The 17,654-nt window shown below is 32.9% G+C and carries 11 protein-coding genes; 10 read left to right on the top strand and 1 reads right to left on the bottom strand.

Annotation, left to right across the window (positions count from 1 at the left end):
• Positions 1-209: 209 nt before the first annotated feature.
• The 10 genes from eutH (at position 210) to V7147_RS07580 (ending at position 16,026) form a co-directional block, all read left to right on the top strand.
• Positions 210-1,322 (top strand): ethanolamine utilization protein EutH, encoded by a 1,113-nt coding sequence (eutH, locus tag V7147_RS07625; protein ID WP_335367251.1) that lies wholly within the window; start codon positions 210-212, stop codon positions 1,320-1,322.
• Positions 1,323-1,335: 13 nt separating this feature from the next.
• Positions 1,336-2,835, top strand: a complete 1,500-nt coding sequence (glpK, locus tag V7147_RS07620) for a glycerol kinase GlpK (RefSeq protein ID WP_335367250.1) — start codon at positions 1,336-1,338, stop codon at positions 2,833-2,835.
• 295 nt (positions 2,836-3,130) lie between these two features.
• Positions 3,131-4,534: an NAD(P)/FAD-dependent oxidoreductase gene (locus V7147_RS07615; protein WP_335367249.1), complete on the top strand. Its 1,404-nt coding sequence runs from the start codon at positions 3,131-3,133 to the stop codon at positions 4,532-4,534.
• Positions 4,534-5,391, top strand: a complete 858-nt coding sequence (locus V7147_RS07610) for an NAD(P)/FAD-dependent oxidoreductase (protein ID WP_335367248.1) — start codon at positions 4,534-4,536, stop codon at positions 5,389-5,391. The genes V7147_RS07615 and V7147_RS07610 overlap by 1 nt, the downstream gene beginning before the upstream one ends.
• A 5-nt stretch (positions 5,392-5,396) precedes the next feature.
• Entirely contained in the window at positions 5,397-5,846 is a 450-nt protein-coding gene (locus V7147_RS07605; protein WP_335367247.1) for a CoxG family protein, read from the top strand.
• Between the two features lie 81 nt (positions 5,847-5,927).
• Positions 5,928-6,692: a DeoR/GlpR family DNA-binding transcription regulator gene (locus tag V7147_RS07600; RefSeq protein ID WP_335367246.1), complete on the top strand. Its 765-nt coding sequence runs from the start codon at positions 5,928-5,930 to the stop codon at positions 6,690-6,692.
• A 170-nt stretch (positions 6,693-6,862) separates the two neighbouring features.
• Positions 6,863-7,882 carry a D-alanine--D-alanine ligase family protein gene (locus V7147_RS07595; RefSeq protein ID WP_335367245.1) on the top strand — a complete coding sequence of 340 codons (1,020 nt, stop codon included), beginning with the start codon at positions 6,863-6,865 and terminating at the stop codon, positions 7,880-7,882.
• A gap of 221 nt (positions 7,883-8,103) precedes the next feature.
• Positions 8,104-10,038, top strand: coding sequence for a fructose-1,6-bisphosphatase (locus V7147_RS07590; protein ID WP_335367244.1), 1,935 nt, complete (start codon positions 8,104-8,106; stop codon positions 10,036-10,038).
• Between the two features lie 932 nt (positions 10,039-10,970).
• On the top strand, positions 10,971-14,981 hold the full coding sequence (locus V7147_RS07585; protein ID WP_335367243.1) for a YobI family P-loop NTPase: 4,011 nt from the start codon (positions 10,971-10,973) through the stop codon (positions 14,979-14,981).
• Between the two features lie 223 nt (positions 14,982-15,204).
• The gene (locus tag V7147_RS07580; protein ID WP_335367242.1) at positions 15,205-16,026 is read left to right on the top strand and encodes a DUF2971 domain-containing protein; all 822 of its coding nucleotides are present in this window, start codon (positions 15,205-15,207) and stop codon (positions 16,024-16,026) included.
• An 814-nt stretch (positions 16,027-16,840) separates the two neighbouring features.
• Here the strand turns inward: V7147_RS07580 and V7147_RS07575 are convergent.
• Positions 16,841-17,654, bottom strand: an 814-nt coding sequence (locus V7147_RS07575; protein ID WP_335367241.1) for a LysR family transcriptional regulator, incomplete at its 5' end; no start/stop codon positions are given.

Below are 17,654 nucleotides of genomic sequence, written 5' to 3'. Positions count from 1 at the left end.
ACTACACAATTGTGTAGTTTATTTTTTTTGATGAAATAATCAATTTTTTTGAAAAAGATATTGTAATCGCTTTCCAAAATCACTATAATTACACATAAATACATAAAATGTTTGCAAAAATAAACAAGAACACACAAAATACCAAAATCTATTAATCTGGGTACTATGGCAAAAACATATACCAATTTAAAATAAAAGGGGGAAAGAGAATGTCGTTTAATGAAATTATTATTTGGGTTATGGCAATAGGTGTATTGGTTGGGGGGCTAGATAGAATTTTTGGTAACAAGTTGGGATTGGGTGAGCAGTTTGAGGAAGGCTTCAATTCTATGGGACCACTTGCGTTAGGTATGGTAGGAATTGTATGTTTAGCTCCGGTAATAGCAAATGTTTTAGGACCAATTATTATACCGCTATTTGGACTATTCGGTGCTGACCCTGCTATGTTTGCTTCTATTCTTGCAAATGATATGGGTGGTTATCCACTGGCGATGGAATTGGCAATTGATGAACAAGCAGGGCTTTTTTCAGGATTAATTGTAGCGTCAATGCTTGGATGTACACTTGTATTTTCTATTCCAGTTGGTCTAGGATTGATTGAAAAAGAAGATAGACCATTCTTTGCAAAAGGACTACTTGCTGGTTTGACAACTATACCGATAGGGGGATTGATCGGTGGTGTTATAGCAGGTTTTGATTTAAGTATGGTTCTAGTCAATTTAGTTCCAGTATTAATTTTATCTGTTCTTCTTATTATTGGTCTCCTGGTGATGCCGAATCAACTGATTAAAGGATCCTTAATCTTTGGTAAATTCATAACAATTGTCATTACCATTGGTTTAGCAGCAGCAGCGTTTGAATCATTAACAGGAGTAGTAACTATTCCTGGTATGGCACCAATAATGGAGGGTATTGAAGTTGTTGGACTTATAGCAGTGGTTTTACTAGGGACATTCCCTGTCTTGCACCTTCTTATAAAAGCCCTTGACAAACCTCTTAGTAAGATTGGTAGAAAACTGGGGATGGACGCGAAAGGTGCAGCTGGTATTGTCATCACATTAGCTAATAGCATTCCTGTATATAAAATGATGAAAGATATGAATATCCGAGGAAAGGTCATTAACACTGCATGGTTAGTTCCAGCAACAGCAGCTTTAGGTGATCATTTAGGATTTACTGCAGGTGTACAACCTGATTTGATCACACCGGTGGTTATTAGCAAACTTGTTGCAGGCTTCCTTGCAATTGGAGTCGCTTATTGGGTAACGAAAGATTCAAAATCAACAATAAATAAACAAGATACTATTGAGAAAGCATTATAAGGGGGAGTAGTTGATGGGAAAAGGTAAATATTTTATCGGTTTAGATCAGGGTACAACTGGAACAACCGCTCTAATTCTAGATGAAAATTGGAATATGGTTTCTAGGGGTTATGCTGAACAGAAGCAGTATTATCCTCAATCTGGATGGGTCGAACATGACCCAATAGAACTTTGGGAAAATGCCAAAAGCTCAATTAACTCTGCATTGGAGAAGGCTGGCCTTCAAATAAACGATATTACCGTGATGGGGTTGGATAATCAAGGAGAAACCGTTGTAGTTTGGAATAAAAATACGGGAATCCCTTTATATAATGCGATTGTTTGGCAGGATCGAAGGACATCTAGAGCAGCAGATCGTCTTAACGAAGAATGGGGATCGGTGATAAAGGAAAAAACAGGTCTCATTGTAGATGCGTATTTTTCTGCACTAAAAATAAAATGGGTGTTAGATAATGTAGATGGTGCAAGAGAACAAGCGGAAAATGGGGAATTACTTGCTGGAACACTTGATTCTTGGCTAATTTGGAAATTAACAGGTGGAAGGCTCCATATTACAGATTATACGACTGCATCAAGAACGATGCTTATGAATATCAACCACGGTTGTTGGGATGAGGAAATTTTACATAAGCTCCAAATTCCGATGTCCATGTTGGCAGAAATTCGTTCATCTAGTGAATATTATGGTGATACAGATCCAACCGTTTTTCTTGGTGGAGCTGTTCCGATTGCTGGTAGTGCGGTAGATCAACAAGCTGCTCTTTTTGGTCAAGCTTGTCTTGAACCGGGTACAGTGAAAACCACATATGGAACTGGATGTTTTATGCTGATGAACACTGGGAATAAGATGATTGAATCGAATAATGGATTACTTCCAACTGTGGCATGGGGAATCGATGGTAAATTAACTTTTGCCTTGGATGCAGGGGTATATATTACGGGGGCTGCAATTCAATGGTTAAGAGATGGAATTCAGATTGTTGAATCCGCTTCCCAAACAGAGGAATTAGCTAGGTCTGTTCCTGATACTGGTGGTGTATACTTTGTTCCTGCTTTTGTTGGTTTGGCTGCCCCTTATTGGGATCAATATGCTAGAGGAACAATGGTCGGGATTACAGGGGGTACAACGCGGGCTCACATCGCACGAGCCACACTGGAGAGTATTGCATATCAAGTAGCAGAAAACTTGGAAGTAATGAGAAAGGACACCAACATTGATATTCAAGTTATGAGAGTTGATGGAGGCGCAGTAGAGAATGATTTCTTAATGCAATTCCAAGCTGATTTATTAGGTATACCTGTTGATGTTCCGGTTATTACTGAAACGACCCCACTAGGTGCTGCCTACCTAGCTGCTTTAGCTATGGGTGAATTTAAGAATATGGAAGAGATATCTTCAAAATGGAAATTAAAGAAACGTTTCGTTCCGCAAATTAGTCAGGAAGAAAGAGAAGGACTCATGGAAGGATGGCGTGCAGCAGTAGAGAGATCTAGAACTTGGGCGAAAGTATAATAGATATCTATTATTAAGGTAGGTTAGTTTTCCACATACAATAAATCTAGCAACCTTTGAATATAGGGACTAGATTCATTATGTGGAAGCTAACCTCATGTTGTTTTATGTTGTTTTACCTCTATGTGGATAAAAGAAACATGATAATGCAGTATACCTAAAATAACAATTTAGTAATAATCTAATAAAAAATGTTGACAATGTTAAGGAAATACACAATAATAAAAGTAACAAAAAGCAACAAAAAGGAATATATAATTACATTTAAAACAACAAAAAGGAAAAGGTGAAATGTATGGAACAACATGTAAAAGATGTAGTTGTGATCGGTGGTGGAGTTGTAGGAAGTTCTATATTGAGAAAACTATCATACTATAATCTAGATATTGCATTAGTTGAGAAACAACCAGATGTATGTGAAGGATCAAGTAAGGCAAATAGCGGAATTGTGCACACTGGTTTCGATGCCCCACCAAACTCAGTAGAAGCAGAATGCTTACGACGTTCTCGTGACCTATGGCCTCAACTAGTTGAAGATTTAAAAATTCCTTTTATTCCTTGTGGAGCTGTCATGGTGGCCACTTCTGAAGAGGAAAATAATATTATTGAAGAAAAATATATTACCAATGCTGAAGCAAATGGAGTAGAAGTAAGTTGGATTTCACGTGAAGAAATATTGGAAATGAATCCAGCAGTAACGGATAAAGTAATTGGTGGACTTCTTATTGAAGGAGAATCTATTTGTGACCCATTCACTGCAACACGTTCCCATGCAGAACTAGCAGCATTAAATGGTGCTGAAGTTCTGTTAGGATCTGGTGTTGAAAGAATAGAAAGAAGTTCGGAAGGTCTTAGAGTAATTCTTGAGGATAAGAATGAAATCGTTACAAAATATGTAGTAAATGCCGCTGGATTGTATTCAGACCAAATTGCACGGCTTATTGGAGATGAAAGTTTTACAATCACTCCTAGAAAAGGACAATTTCTTTTAACTGAAGAAAACTTGGAACTATCACAAGTTATTCTTCCAGTACCAACTCCAACTTCTAAGGGTACATTAGTTTCTCCAGTTGCTTTTGGTGGATTCCTGCTTGGACCAACTGCTGAGGACTTAGAGGATAAGGATGACCGTTCAACAACGGTGGAAGGTATGGAAAAAGTAGTAGCTGGGTGTGAAAAAATTGTTCCTAAAGCAAGGGAATTTGAAAGCATTCGTCAATTTGCTGGATCAAGGGCAGTTTGTAGCACTGGTGACTATGTGATTCGTCCTTCTGAAATAGATAAGCGCATGGTGCATGCCGCTGGAATCAGATCTACTGGTCTTTCAGCTTCTCCAGGAATTGCTGAGCTAGTTGCTGAACAACTTGAATTAGCTGGACTTGAATTAATTGAGCGAGAAGATGCACTACATGAAACCCCAAACCTATTCGATGATTCAGAAGAAGATCAGACAGGAGAAATTGTGTGCTTATGTCGTTCGATTTCTCGAGGAGAAATTGAAAATGCATTAAAAAGCCCAATTCCACCTAGAACAATTGATGGAATTAAACGGAGAACAGGTGCTACATTAGGAGACTGTCAAGGGAACTGTTGTATTCCAAAAATCCTTGATATTTTTGAAGAAAATGGAGTGCGTGCTGTAAATACACTAAAAGGTTTACAACAATCCTACTTAACAGTTGTGGGGGGGAATAAATAATGTCATATGAATTAGTTATTATAGGTGCTGGTATTACAGGTCTTACAGCCGCTAATAAGGCGCAGGAATTAGGTATAAACAATGTATTAATCGTTGATTACGAGAAACAAAAGGGCGGCTTTGGATCAACTATATTTGATAGGGAAGATTTTTTGAAAGAAAAAGAGATTGTAAGTCAAGCAGATAAACTACCTTATGAATTTTGGTATCAAGCAACGGTAGTAGGATTTTTTGAAGGAGAAAATGGTGAAAATCATCAAATTAGTATTCAAACTCCGAATGGTTCACAAGATATTGAAGCTAAAAAAGTTATTTTTAGTTCGGGATCTATGGAAAAACCAAGAGAAGGAAATAAGATTCCTGGTTCGCGCCCGGCAGGGGTGATGACTTCTCTAATGGCTTTAGAATTGTTGGATAGAGGTTATTTACCTGGAAAAGACATGGTTATTATTGAAAATAGTAAAATAGCAAAGGCTGTTGCAGACCTTTCAAAAGAAAATGGTGCAGATGTCAATAGTATAAAAAGTGAATTTGCGAAAATAAAAAACATAAAAGGAAACTCACGAGTCACTGGAGTTGAAATAGAGAATACAGAAGATGGAGAAATTTACAATATTCCATGTGATACTTTTATCTATAGTGAAGGAACGATTCCATGTACTTTCTACTTAAAAGGATCGATGGTAGACCTAGATGAACATTTGTTTATAAAAGTGGATGAAGATGGAAAAACAAATATACCAAATGTTATTGCTATTGGTAGTTGCGCGAATAAAGCTGACCAATTTGATGTATTTTCAACAAAAACGTCCGAAATCATTGAAAATTTTTTAACTAGACAAAACGTAGGAGGCTAAAGAAGATGAAAGTTTCAGATTTCCTAGTTATTGATGCCGATAAACAGAGTGTGTGGAATATTTTTATGGATGTTGAAAAACTTGCTGGATGTGTTCCTGGATGTAAGGATCTGGTTGCTCATAGTGATACAGAATATGAAGCAACTATGGAAGTAAAAACTAAGTTTATGAAAATAAACTTCAAAGCAAATGGTGTTTTAAAAGATGCAGTTGAGGGTGAGAAGTTAATTGTTGAAATGGTTGGAAAACCAATGAAGTTAGCGGGACTTTTTAAAGCAACTATGACTGTAGGTCTAGAAGAAATCGAAACAAATAAAACAAAGGTAACATATGATATGGATTTGCAAATGACAGGCCGTTTAGCTTCCTTGGGAGATGTTTTAATGAAAGGAACTGTTAAAAAGTCTGCTGATGAATTTGCTGAAAATGTACAGTCTTTATTCGCTCGGGCTTAAGAAGATAAGTATTCACTTGTTCTTCTAGTAATGGATTCATAAAGTATTGTATAATTTTTCTAAAAAGATTTAGGTGATAGAATGTTACAAGAAGAACGGCATAGTCAAATACTTACACAGTTAGAAGAAAATAATATCATTCGAATCTCCGAGCTTTCGGAAAGACTTGGAGTTACCAAGCAAACAATTCGTAGAGATTTAGCAGAGCTCGAAAAAACTGGCCTTATCAAGAAAGTACATGGTGGAGCCCTGTTAAATAAAACAAATATCGAACCATCTTATTCTAAAAGAGTTAGTACAAGCGTTAATGAAAAAGAGCGGATAGCAGATATAGCTGCAGGATTTGTAGAAGATGGCGATGCAATTTTTCTAGATGTTGGTACAACTACTTTAATGATGGCAAAGAGACTGAAAGAAAGAAAAAATCTGACTGTTATTACTAACTTTTTACTGATTGCCATAGAATTGGCCAATGCTCCTGGAGTTAAGGTCATATTAAGCGGTGGAGAATTACGAGGAGAAGAATTGTCTCTATCCGGGCCAATTAGTAATAAAAGCGTACAAGATATTTTTATTGATAAAGCCTTTATTGGTGTGGGAGGATTGTCATTAGATAGTGGTTTCACTGATTATCATTTAGGAGAATCCGAAATTCGAAGGATTATGATAAAACATTCAAAAAGAAGTTATGCACTTGCTGACCACTCTAAAATGGACATTATCGCCATATATAAAACGGTAGATATTCATGAAATAGATACTCTTATTACGAATAAAGAGACATCAAAATCTTTGATAGAGAAGTTATATGAGATAGGCATGGAAGTAATTGTAGCAGATGAGTGAACTTAAGAGGGGGACCTAAAAAGTTGAGAATTCGACTTTTTAGAGTCTCTTTTTTTAAATAGGTTTCAAATTTCAATCATTCAAGAACTCTAACATAAAGAAAAAGCGATAAAATTCATATATTAAATTTTAAAGAAAGCCTATATAACAAAAAAGGCGGGAATAGAAATATGAAAATTGTTGTACTTGCAGGTGGATATAGTCCCGAAAGAGATGTTTCTTTATCATCAGGGAGTTTAATAGCAAACTCACTGATGAAGTCTGGTCATAAAGTTGCATTAGTCGATGTTTATGAAGGGATACAGAATGATGAGAATATAAATGGGTTATTTAAAACTGGATTCAAATATAGCCATTCTGTCTCTCCAGAAGAACCCGATTTAGAAGAACTAAAACGTAAGAATAAAAATAGGAATGAGTTAATCGGCGAAAATATTCTAGAGTTATGTAAAATTGCTGATATTGTTTTTATTGCGTTGCATGGCTCAATAGGGGAAAATGGTCAACTTCAAGCCACTTTTGATAATTATGGAATTAAATATACGGGAAGCGGGTATACAGGCTGTCTTTTAGCTATGGATAAAGATCTAACAAAAAGGTTAATAGTAAGTGAGAATATCCCAACTGCAGAATGGGTTTTAATCGATACAAATTCAGAGGAAATTCAGCTAGAAATACCTTTCCCATGCATTATTAAACCATGTAGTGCTGGTTCAAGTGTAGGAATATCTATGGCTAGAAATGAAGAGGAATTGAAAAATGCAATTAAACACGCAAAAAAATACGAAAGTTATATAATTGTAGAAAAAAGAATAGTTGGACGTGAATTTTCGGTTGGTATTTTAGAAAATAAGGCATTGCCTGTTATTGAAATAGTTCCTTCAAATGAATTTTACGATTACAAAGTAAAATATCAAAATGGACTCGCAACAGAAATTTGTCCAGCAGAAATTGATGCTCATCTAACCAAAAAAATACAAGATTATGCTATCAAGGTTCATAAAGCTTTACGTTTAGGTGTTTATTCTCGTATTGATTTTATCTTAGATGAAAACGATGAGTTTATTTGCTTAGAAGCAAATGCCTTACCAGGTATGACACATACTAGTCTATTTCCTCAAGAAGCAAAAGTAGCTGGTATAGACTATGACACGCTATGCCAAAAAATTGTTGAAATCTCATTAAATTAATAGTCTAAGAACATTGAAGAAAAGATTAGTGTTTAAATAGTAAAGCAATAGAAAAGCTATCAAACTAGCAGAAGAAATAAATTATGGTAAAGTCAGCTATAGTTGAGCTATTTTTAACAGTAAATATAACGTAGCACCAAAGTAATTTGAAGGTGAACAGTTTTAGGAATCGTATATAATAATGAAAGCAATTAAACAATTAATAGGGAGAATTTATCACTTTGGATAAAAAATACTTAGATTTGCTGGCAGAAAAATATGATACCGAAGAAAAAGTGGTTACGGAAATTATAAATTTGGAAGCTATTCTTAATCTACCAAAGGGAACAGAACATTTTGTCAGTGATTTACATGGTGAGTACCAGTCTTTTCAACATGTACTGAGAAATGGATCTGGGAGAGTAAAAGAGAAAGTAGAAGAACTTTTTAAGGATGTATTATCTGAGAAAGATATCAATGAATTGACGACTTTGGTTTATTATCCTGAAGAAAAATTACAGTTAATTAAGAATAGCTTTGAAAATAAGCAGGAATTAAACGGCTGGTATGCTGAAACTATTAATCAAATGATGAAGCTCATTTCTTTTGCCTCTTCCAAATATACACGCTCTAAATTACGTAAAGCATTGCCTGAACAGTTTGTTTATATTATAGAAGAGTTATTATACAAAACTGAAGAGGAATTCACAAATAAAAAACCTTATTACACAAAAATTGTTCAGCAAATTATTTCTCTGAATCAGGCTGATAAGCTTATTATTGGCCTTGCATATTGTACGCAGAGATTGGTTGTGGACCATCTTCATGTAGTAGGGGACATTTATGATCGTGGACCTGAGCCTCATCAAATTATGGATACACTCATTAATTACCATTCTGTTGATATTCAGTGGGGAAATCATGATGTATTATGGCTAGGTGCGTATGCTGGTTCCAAGGTTTGTCTAGCTAATATTCTCCGTATTAGTGCTCGGTATGATAATTTGGATATTATTGAAGATGTGTATGGAATCAATCTTCGACCACTTCTAAATTTAGCTGAGAAATACTATAAGGACAACCCAGTTTTTAGGCCAAAGAAAACCTCTGGAAATAACCTATCAGAGGAAGAAGAATTACAAATAACAAAAATTCATCAAGCAATTGCCATGATTCAGTTCAAACTTGAAATTCCTATCATCAAGAGACGACCATTCTTTAATATGTCGGGAAGGTTGTTACTTGAGAAAATTAATTATAATAAAAACGAAATAGTGATTCATGGAAAGAAATATCCACTGGAGAATACTTGCTTTGCAACTGTGAACCCAGAAAACCCATGTCAATTGTTAGAGGAAGAACAACAGGTAATAGATAAATTATTATTTTCTGTACAGCATTCGGAAAAGTTGGCTAGACATATGAACTTCCTTATGAAGAAAGGCAGCCTATATTTGAAATACAATGGTAACTTATTGATACACGGCTGTATACCTTTAGATGACAAAGGAAATATGGAAAAAATGGTGATTGAAAATACAACATATGAAGGTCGAGATTTATTGGATGTATTTGAACATCATTTACGATATGCTTTCGCACATCCTGAAAAAAACGATGATATTTCGACAGATATGGTCTGGTATTTATGGACAGGCGAATATTCATCACTCTTCGGTAAAAGAGAAATGACTACCTTTGAAAGGTACTTTATTAAAGATAAAGAGACTCATAAAGAAAAAAAGAATCCATATTACTATTTACGAGAAAAGGAAGAAATCTGCCGCAAAATTTTAGCAGAATTTCATCTAAATCCGGATCATGGTCATATCATAAATGGGCATACACCTGTTAAAGAAATCGAAGGGGAAGACCCAATTAAAGCAAATGGAATAATGATTGTTATTGACGGAGGCTTTTCGAAGGCCTATCAATCAACTACTGGGATAGCAGGATATACCTTATTATATAATTCATTTGGTATGAAATTGGTTGCCCATAAACAATTTAATTCCAAAGAAAATGTCTTACATAATGGCATGGATGTTTTATCCGTGAAAAGACTAGTAGACGAAGTGGTAGAAAGAAAAATGGTACTGGAAACGAATGTTGGGAAGGAATTATTAGAGGAGGTCTCTGCTTTGAAGAGTTTGATGGAGTATCGTTATATGAAGTAAATATAACTATTTGATAAATAAGTTATAAGATTAATAGCACAATAAGAATAAATAAATGAGGAGCTTTGGATTTATACAAGCTCCTCATTTCTTAACTAATTTTAATTGAAATATGGTTTAACCTTTTTAAAATTTTGAGAGCCTTTATTCGGTCTAATTACAATTTGAAAAACTCACCAGCACCCCGTGGGTTGCCACATAAACTTGGCACATGTAGAGGCGGTTGCGAAGTTGGTGTTGAATTAATCTTGATTTATTTTTAAGTCACATAAATGCGGTATTTATTTGAAGAAATTATTGCCTACAAATAAAATACGATTACCTTCATGTGAAAATAGGAGCTGTAAAACTCTGTATTATAAGAATATAAAAAATACTAAAGTATAAAAGCGCATTCCTACTATGGGTGCACTTTTATCTGAAGTAAATAACTAAATTTTTGACCTAATATTTACTGAAATTAATGAATCCGTACATTTTCTTCTTCCTCTTCCTCTTCCTTTTCTTCATAATCATCGTATAGTTAATGTTGTCCGTCTTCATTAAAATAATCAGTCATAAATTCTTTAAGTTGATCTTTGTCCATTCCGTCAAATTAATTAATTTCCATTAGAGAAAAAGAACTGGTACTGTTCTCTAATAAAAAAATTAGCATAATAAGCACCCCTCTTGATGTGTTGTTTTTGCCTGTCAATCGCATGCTCGAAATGACGGGGCATTTTCCTACGTTTACATGGTTAAACTATTACAAATCAGCTCCCTTCAGACAGCACTTAAAGTTTGATTACTATTCACATATAGAAGTAATCATTGTCGATATTTGGTACAATGTAGTAAAAATGGACTTTATAAGGAAAACAAAAAACTTGGTTCCTGTGACTAAGTATTCACAGTTTTTTCCTTCGTTCTGGAATATGAGGTGAGAAAACAATATGGAACAATTAATTGAATTTGAAAGTTTAGCAGCAAAGAAGAAGCTAGAAGAAGATGCGGAGTTTTATCTGATAGCTCTAGATGAAGCCTTAGATAATGAATCTAATAAAAATATTGCACTTACGGGTGGTTACGGAGCAGGGAAAACGACAATCATTGACTCATATTTTGAAAAAAATGTAAAGAAAGCCGAAAAGATGTTGAGAGTATCAATTGCTTCATTCCAAACCGATGAAGTTCAATCAGAATCTAATAATGAAATAAGCGAAAATATACTAGAGCAGCAGATATTACAGCAAATGTTTTATCAAGTTCATCCTAATAAAATTCCAAATTCAAAGTTTACGAAAGTTAGTGATCTATCTTTTTGGTATGTTTTTCGTAGATTAATGTTTTTATTAATTGTAATTGTGTTTACTTATCTGACAATTAGTAAAGGATGGTTTACTAGAATCCATACATATATTAGTGAAAATATACAGATTGCTTTTTGGAGCTATTGCTTGTCAATATTAGCAATGTTACTTTTTTTGTTTTTAGTAGGAGTAGCTATTTATTTGTTACTCTTAGTCTTCAGAAAATTGGGTGTCAGCAAATTTGGTGTAGCTAGCACTAAGATTGAGTTCAATTTCCAAGATGGAAATACCGTCTTTAATCACTACCTAGATGAGATCATCTATCTATTTAAAAAAACTGATAATAAATATATTGTTTTCGAAGATTTGGATCGATTTGGCAATGTACAAGTTTTTGAAAGGCTTAGAAGTTTAAATACAACTATTAATAGTTCAGCTCGATTAAAGAATAGGGATATAAAATTTATTTATGCACTAAAAGACGATATATTTTCTAAAGAGGATGAATCAGAGTTAATCTACAATCGTACAAAGTTCTTCGATTTTATTATTCCTACAGTCAAAGTACTGCACAGCTCCAATGCAGAGGCTGTGTTATTACAGAAACTAGAGGGGATTATCAAAGAAGAGTCAATTGATTTCTCTAATAGCAATCAAACCATTAGTAAAGATTTAATTGAGGATGTAGCGATATTCATAAATGATAAAAGAACTTTGATCAATATTTGCAATGAGTTTGTAATCTATCGACATAGATTAAAGAATTCTAGTATCACTTACAGTCATCTTTTTGCTTTTATTGTATATAAGAACATATACCCACGAGATTACTCTGATTTGCTTGAGAATAGAGGAATAGTTCATAGTGTTTTTTTTGAAAAGGAGCAACTCATTTCTTCATTAGAAGAAAGAATTCGAGAATTACAAATTATCTCATTTAATGGATTGGGCAGTATTTTGACCGAAAAGGAAGATATATCTATTCTCTTCATTAAAAAACGTAATTTACTTGGTAAGAACGTTATATTTTCACAACGACAAATCAATTTAAGTGGTTTTAGCACCCCTAATCATTTAAATGCTGGAAAACAAATATTCCAATTTGTTACAGTTAACAAAATCAATGGAGAGATAATAATTAATCAAAATGAATCATTTATTGAAAGATTCATAGATTTAGATGATTTTATGACTATTGATTCAGTAAATTATCTCGAGCTATATAAAGAATTCGAAAATAAAAAAGTGATGAAGCAAGACGAAATAAAAGAACAAATCTCGAAATTGAAGGGAAAGATCAAGCATGTTAGATCAAAGTCAATTTCAAGATTACTTGTAGAAGATGGAATTGAACTACATATCGATTTGTCAGATAAAAGATTGTTACACTTACTGATACGCAAAAATTGGTTGAACGAATCATATGAAGATTATCTTACTGTTTTCCGAGAAGGAACTTTAAGTAGTAACGACAACGAATTTATTAGATTGGTTAAACTGGGTTCTGTAGAACATAACCTAGAATATGATTTAAAAAATATAGGAAAAGTGGTAGAAAAGGTTAGGGTGGATGATATTTACAGTATTGTTGCATTAAATATCGTCTTTGTTGAACATCTATTAGTTCATAGAAATGAGGCTAACATTGAAAAGGTTGAAAAAATTATAGATGTAACGTTCAGAGACATTGAAGTGAATTTCAACCTTCTTTTTGAGTTCTTATTATTGTTGAAGTCTAGAGAAACTATAAGTCCTTTAAAGAACTTGGTAAAGGATTTTTTAAACTTAACCATCTCTAACGAAATTGATATATGGGGTGTAACAAGCAATATAGAGATAACTGAAGAGGTTAAAGGAAGTTATGCAACATTAATAATTGAAAATGCTGACTCGTATAGACTATTAGGGTTGGAAAGTAGTGGAAATTTAGTCGATTTTATTTCACAACAACTAGATGTAGCTACTTTACCTGAAACTGATGAGTTTTATGATACATCAGCTACTCTTGGGGTAAAGTTCACTTCGTTGGAAGGTATACCAGAGCATGCTCATAAGAAGGTAAAAGAAATCAATGGGTATGAGATTAATTTAAACAATCTAATAATAATCCTTAATAGTAACCATGTTTCAATTGAGTTAATACAGAATGAACAATTTGTGTATGATTATTACAAGAGTAATATAGGAGATTTTTTAAATAACGTAATACTAAAGCAAGATGTTTATAAAGAAGAGGAATCTATATTTATTGAATTTATCCAAGAAAATATTGAAGATATTAGTGTAAACACAATAGAATCGTTGATCGGACATTGGGATGGAGTAATTGGCGAGTTATCAGAAGTAAAATCTTATATTGCTCTTAAAAAGATTTACGAGTTAAAGAAGTTTGCTCTTACATGGCCAAACATTAGTTATTGTAAATCCGTTTACAAGGAAAATAACCAAGATTTTGATATAGACTATATCTTATCAACTGATGAGAATTGGACAGAATTCATCAAAAATAGTTATGAAGAGGTTCAAAAGGCGTATGTAAAAGATGATAAGTATTTGGATTTTGTGAACACTATACTACAGTCAAAGAGTAATAGGGAGACGAAAATTAAAGAATTTATTGATGGCCTACATTACTATGTAGCCTTAGTTGAAGGTGCAAACTTAGATCAAGGTGTCTTAAATCAACTGGTTCGAAGTAAAGTTCTAGCATGGGATCCAGACACATACCGTTCAATTAATAATATACAACTTAAGAAGGAATACATTATTGATACCTTTAAAGAAGCTCAAAATGATCTAGGTGCTTTAATTGATGATGATGAATTGATTTGGTCCCTAGAACTATTAGAGTTACTTCTTGAATATGAAAAGTTTGATTCCAACCTTATTGAAAAGTATTTAGTAAATAGAATCCGAGAAATTGAAGTACAAGAATTTAAAAGTATCTTAGATAAAAAGTTAATTGGACATAACGCTAAGGCACTTGAGATCATGATAAATGATTCTAATGAAATAAAATTGATTATGTATTTGATATACCTTATTTCTAATGGTTACCACAATGTAGTAATTGAAGTAATAAGGAATCATCAAATATCATGGAATCATGAATTATTTGATAGGGTCAAATTACATGATGTTGATTCGGCAAGCTATTTGTTGTTAGTTAATGAAGAAAAAATTCAAGATATTCAGATGGATCAAGAATTGTTTGAGTCAATAATAAAAAATTCAGATGATGTTCAATTAAGCTTGAATACTATTAAAAGAGCATCAAATGGTTTAAAGATAAACGCTCAAATTTCTAATAGGATTTTTGAACAACTATTAGGGGCATCAAACATAGTTCTTGAGAACATGGACAAGGATTTATTTGTTAAAATTGTAAGGCATCTAGAATTAGGAAATGCAGCTAGTTTTCTATTGCACTTTCTCAAATCTGTTCAACTAACTAGAGATGAAATTTTTGACATTCTGTCAAAATTGGTACATCCATTTGATAGTATAAAAAAGAATGGGAAAAGTTTTGAAATCACTGTAACTAATGAAGACTTGGTGGAACTCTTGGAGTATTTTAAAAGTGACCCATTAGAAGTAATATATGAGTACGAAGAACTTGAAAAAGGGTACTTGGTAAGAAATAAACGGAAATAACAGACAAGGGTATAAAAAGAAATGAATAGGCAGTTGATTTTTGTTCAATTGTCTTGGACAAGTACTGGAAGCACGAAACTATTTATTTTTAAAAGCACATTCTGGTTCATTATCACGAACTAGTGAGTGCTTCTTTTTTGTGTATTAGGTAATATTTAATGCTTCGCTGATGTTGGAAATGTTAAAATTAATTAACAAACAAAAATATAGGGGTGAATTCATTTTGCATCAATGGTTTAAGGATTTTTTATATTTATATTTTGAAAATGAGAAGAATAGAGCATATCAGTTAAAGCATCAATATATTCCAAAAAAACTTTATAAGTATCAGCCAATAAGTGGTGCAAAGCGTTCTTCAAGATTAAATAGTATAAAGGAAAATAAACTATGGTTTTGTAAATCAACTGGACTAAATGATCCTTTTGATTGTCAACCAACATATTTTAATGAATTAGAAATTCTTAATACAATAAAGGAAACGAATAGACCAAACAAAAATACTGTTTCAGATGAAGTAATACTTGAAGGAATAAAGAGAATGCTTACTGATTTTAAAAGTAATGTAAGTGTAGTTTGTTTTTCTGAAACACCGTTTAATATGCCAATGTGGGGTAATTATGCTGATAACCATAAGGGTATATGTGTTGAATACAACTTTAATCAACTGGAACATACCAATGAATTTACAAAGATGATGTATCCAGTGGGTTATGAAGAAAATAGATATGACATTTCAAACATACTTAAAGGTTTAATTATTGAAAAATACGACCATAAACTTTACTTGCTGTTCTTTTTGTTATTGTTAAAACACAATAGCTGGGAATATGAAAAAGAATGGAGAGTGTTAAATCTTCATCTTGAACCTAACACAAAAAAAGGTTCACTAGAGAACTGTCCTGTTCATCCTTCAGCGATCTATTTCGGTATGAATTGTTCAGATGAAGATATTGAAGAAATTTCTTCACTTATTGATACGAACAAAACAAAGCTTCATAAACTGAACATAGGAAATCATAAATTCTTTCATTTAGATACTTTATAAAAAGTTTAATATCGTTGCACTTGTTTGAAATCTGCTTGTGATGATAATTATTCAGTAATTATATGAAATATTTTAGTATGGACCACAATTTACTGTTGTATAAACGTTAATATCTAAGTATCTCACCGTTAAAATAACTGATCTATCAAACTAGAAACTCGACCCAAAATAGTGCTTCACAAAAGTATAAACGTACATATTGAAAGTATTAAGTTGTTGTTAACTCGACATAATTATCACTATGTGTAGCAAAATTGGACGATTCATAGGAAGTAGCGTCGGTACTAAAAAGGTAAACACCACTACATCAATATGTCTGCTATCAACACTCAAGCCACACAGAAGCGGTCGCGCAGTTAGTGTTAAAATAGTCTGGGTTTTATTACTTAAACTACAGTAAAGTGATATCGAATTGACGAAATTAATCACCCAAAAATAAAAAAGTAAACAAGACCCTGAATTCATTAATATACGAATTCAGGGTCTTGTTTAAGAAGAAAAAAAGTTATACCAGCACAACCACAATATTATCAAGGTTTCATGTTAATTCATTAATCAATTGGAGTTTTGCTCCATTTATTCTTAGTAATAGGAAGGGGTAATAGAACTTGAATATTTTTTTAGTATATCTAAATCTATTTTTTGTAAAATTGATAGATTATTTAAATCGAAAGTTATAAATAGATAGATTAACAGTTTAAAAGAGGGTGTTGCTAATGGTATATTAAACCAATATTTATTACTAAAATGCTTCCATTAACAATTTGTCTCTTCTTTAAGGAAATTGATACTACCCAAGAAACCTAACAACTTTCTATTGGGACCTTATAAAATCAAGAAAATTATACAAACCAGTTTTATTAAAACGCTGTGGTTTTTGGACCAACCATAGTTCTCGAGTTAATTTAAAACCTCTCATGGTAATCTCAAACAGTGTTTCATATTCTAATTCTTTTAAAACAGTTAGTTTAGGAAGGATACTTATTCCGAGATTTGCCTCTACTGCGCTTTTGACCGATTGGATACTTCCAAGATCCATGGCACTCTCAATTTTATCTAGAATACCCATTTTTGATAGAAAATTCTCGACAATCAAACGTGAACCTGACTCTGGCTCTCTCCATATCATTTTTTCTTCTGTAAGTTCTTTCATATCTATTATTGTCTTCTCCTTCCAATGATGCTCTCTAGATGTAACCAAAATTAACTCGTCTTCCGCAAACTTTTCAATTAGAAATTGATTATTATCAACCAAACCTTCAACCAAAGCAACATCAATTTCATTACTTTCTAGCTTAGTGAGAATATTAGGAGTGTTTCCGATTGATAAACTAAAAATAATATTAGGATAACTTTTTTTAAAATTCCCTAATATACCAGGTAATAAATATTCACCAATAGTTAAACTTGCTCCCACATTAATAATTATTTCTTGATTTCCAGTTAGAACATTTATTTTTTCAAGAGATTTATTGTAGATTTCAACAATTTCTTTGGCGTATGGATAAAGAAGCTCTCCTGCTTTTGTTATTTGCAATCTTCCATTTACTCTTTCAAATAACAATGCCCCATATTCATTTTCTAATTGACTAATTTTTTTTGTTGCGGCCGGTTGTGAAATATAACTA

The organism is Bacillus sp. JJ1521 (assembly GCF_036965165.1).
Classification (GTDB): Bacteria; Bacillota; Bacilli; order Bacillales; family Bacillaceae_L; genus Ferdinandcohnia.
The sequence above is the reverse complement of the archived record's forward strand: the minus strand, read 5'-3'. Positions and strand labels throughout refer to the sequence as shown.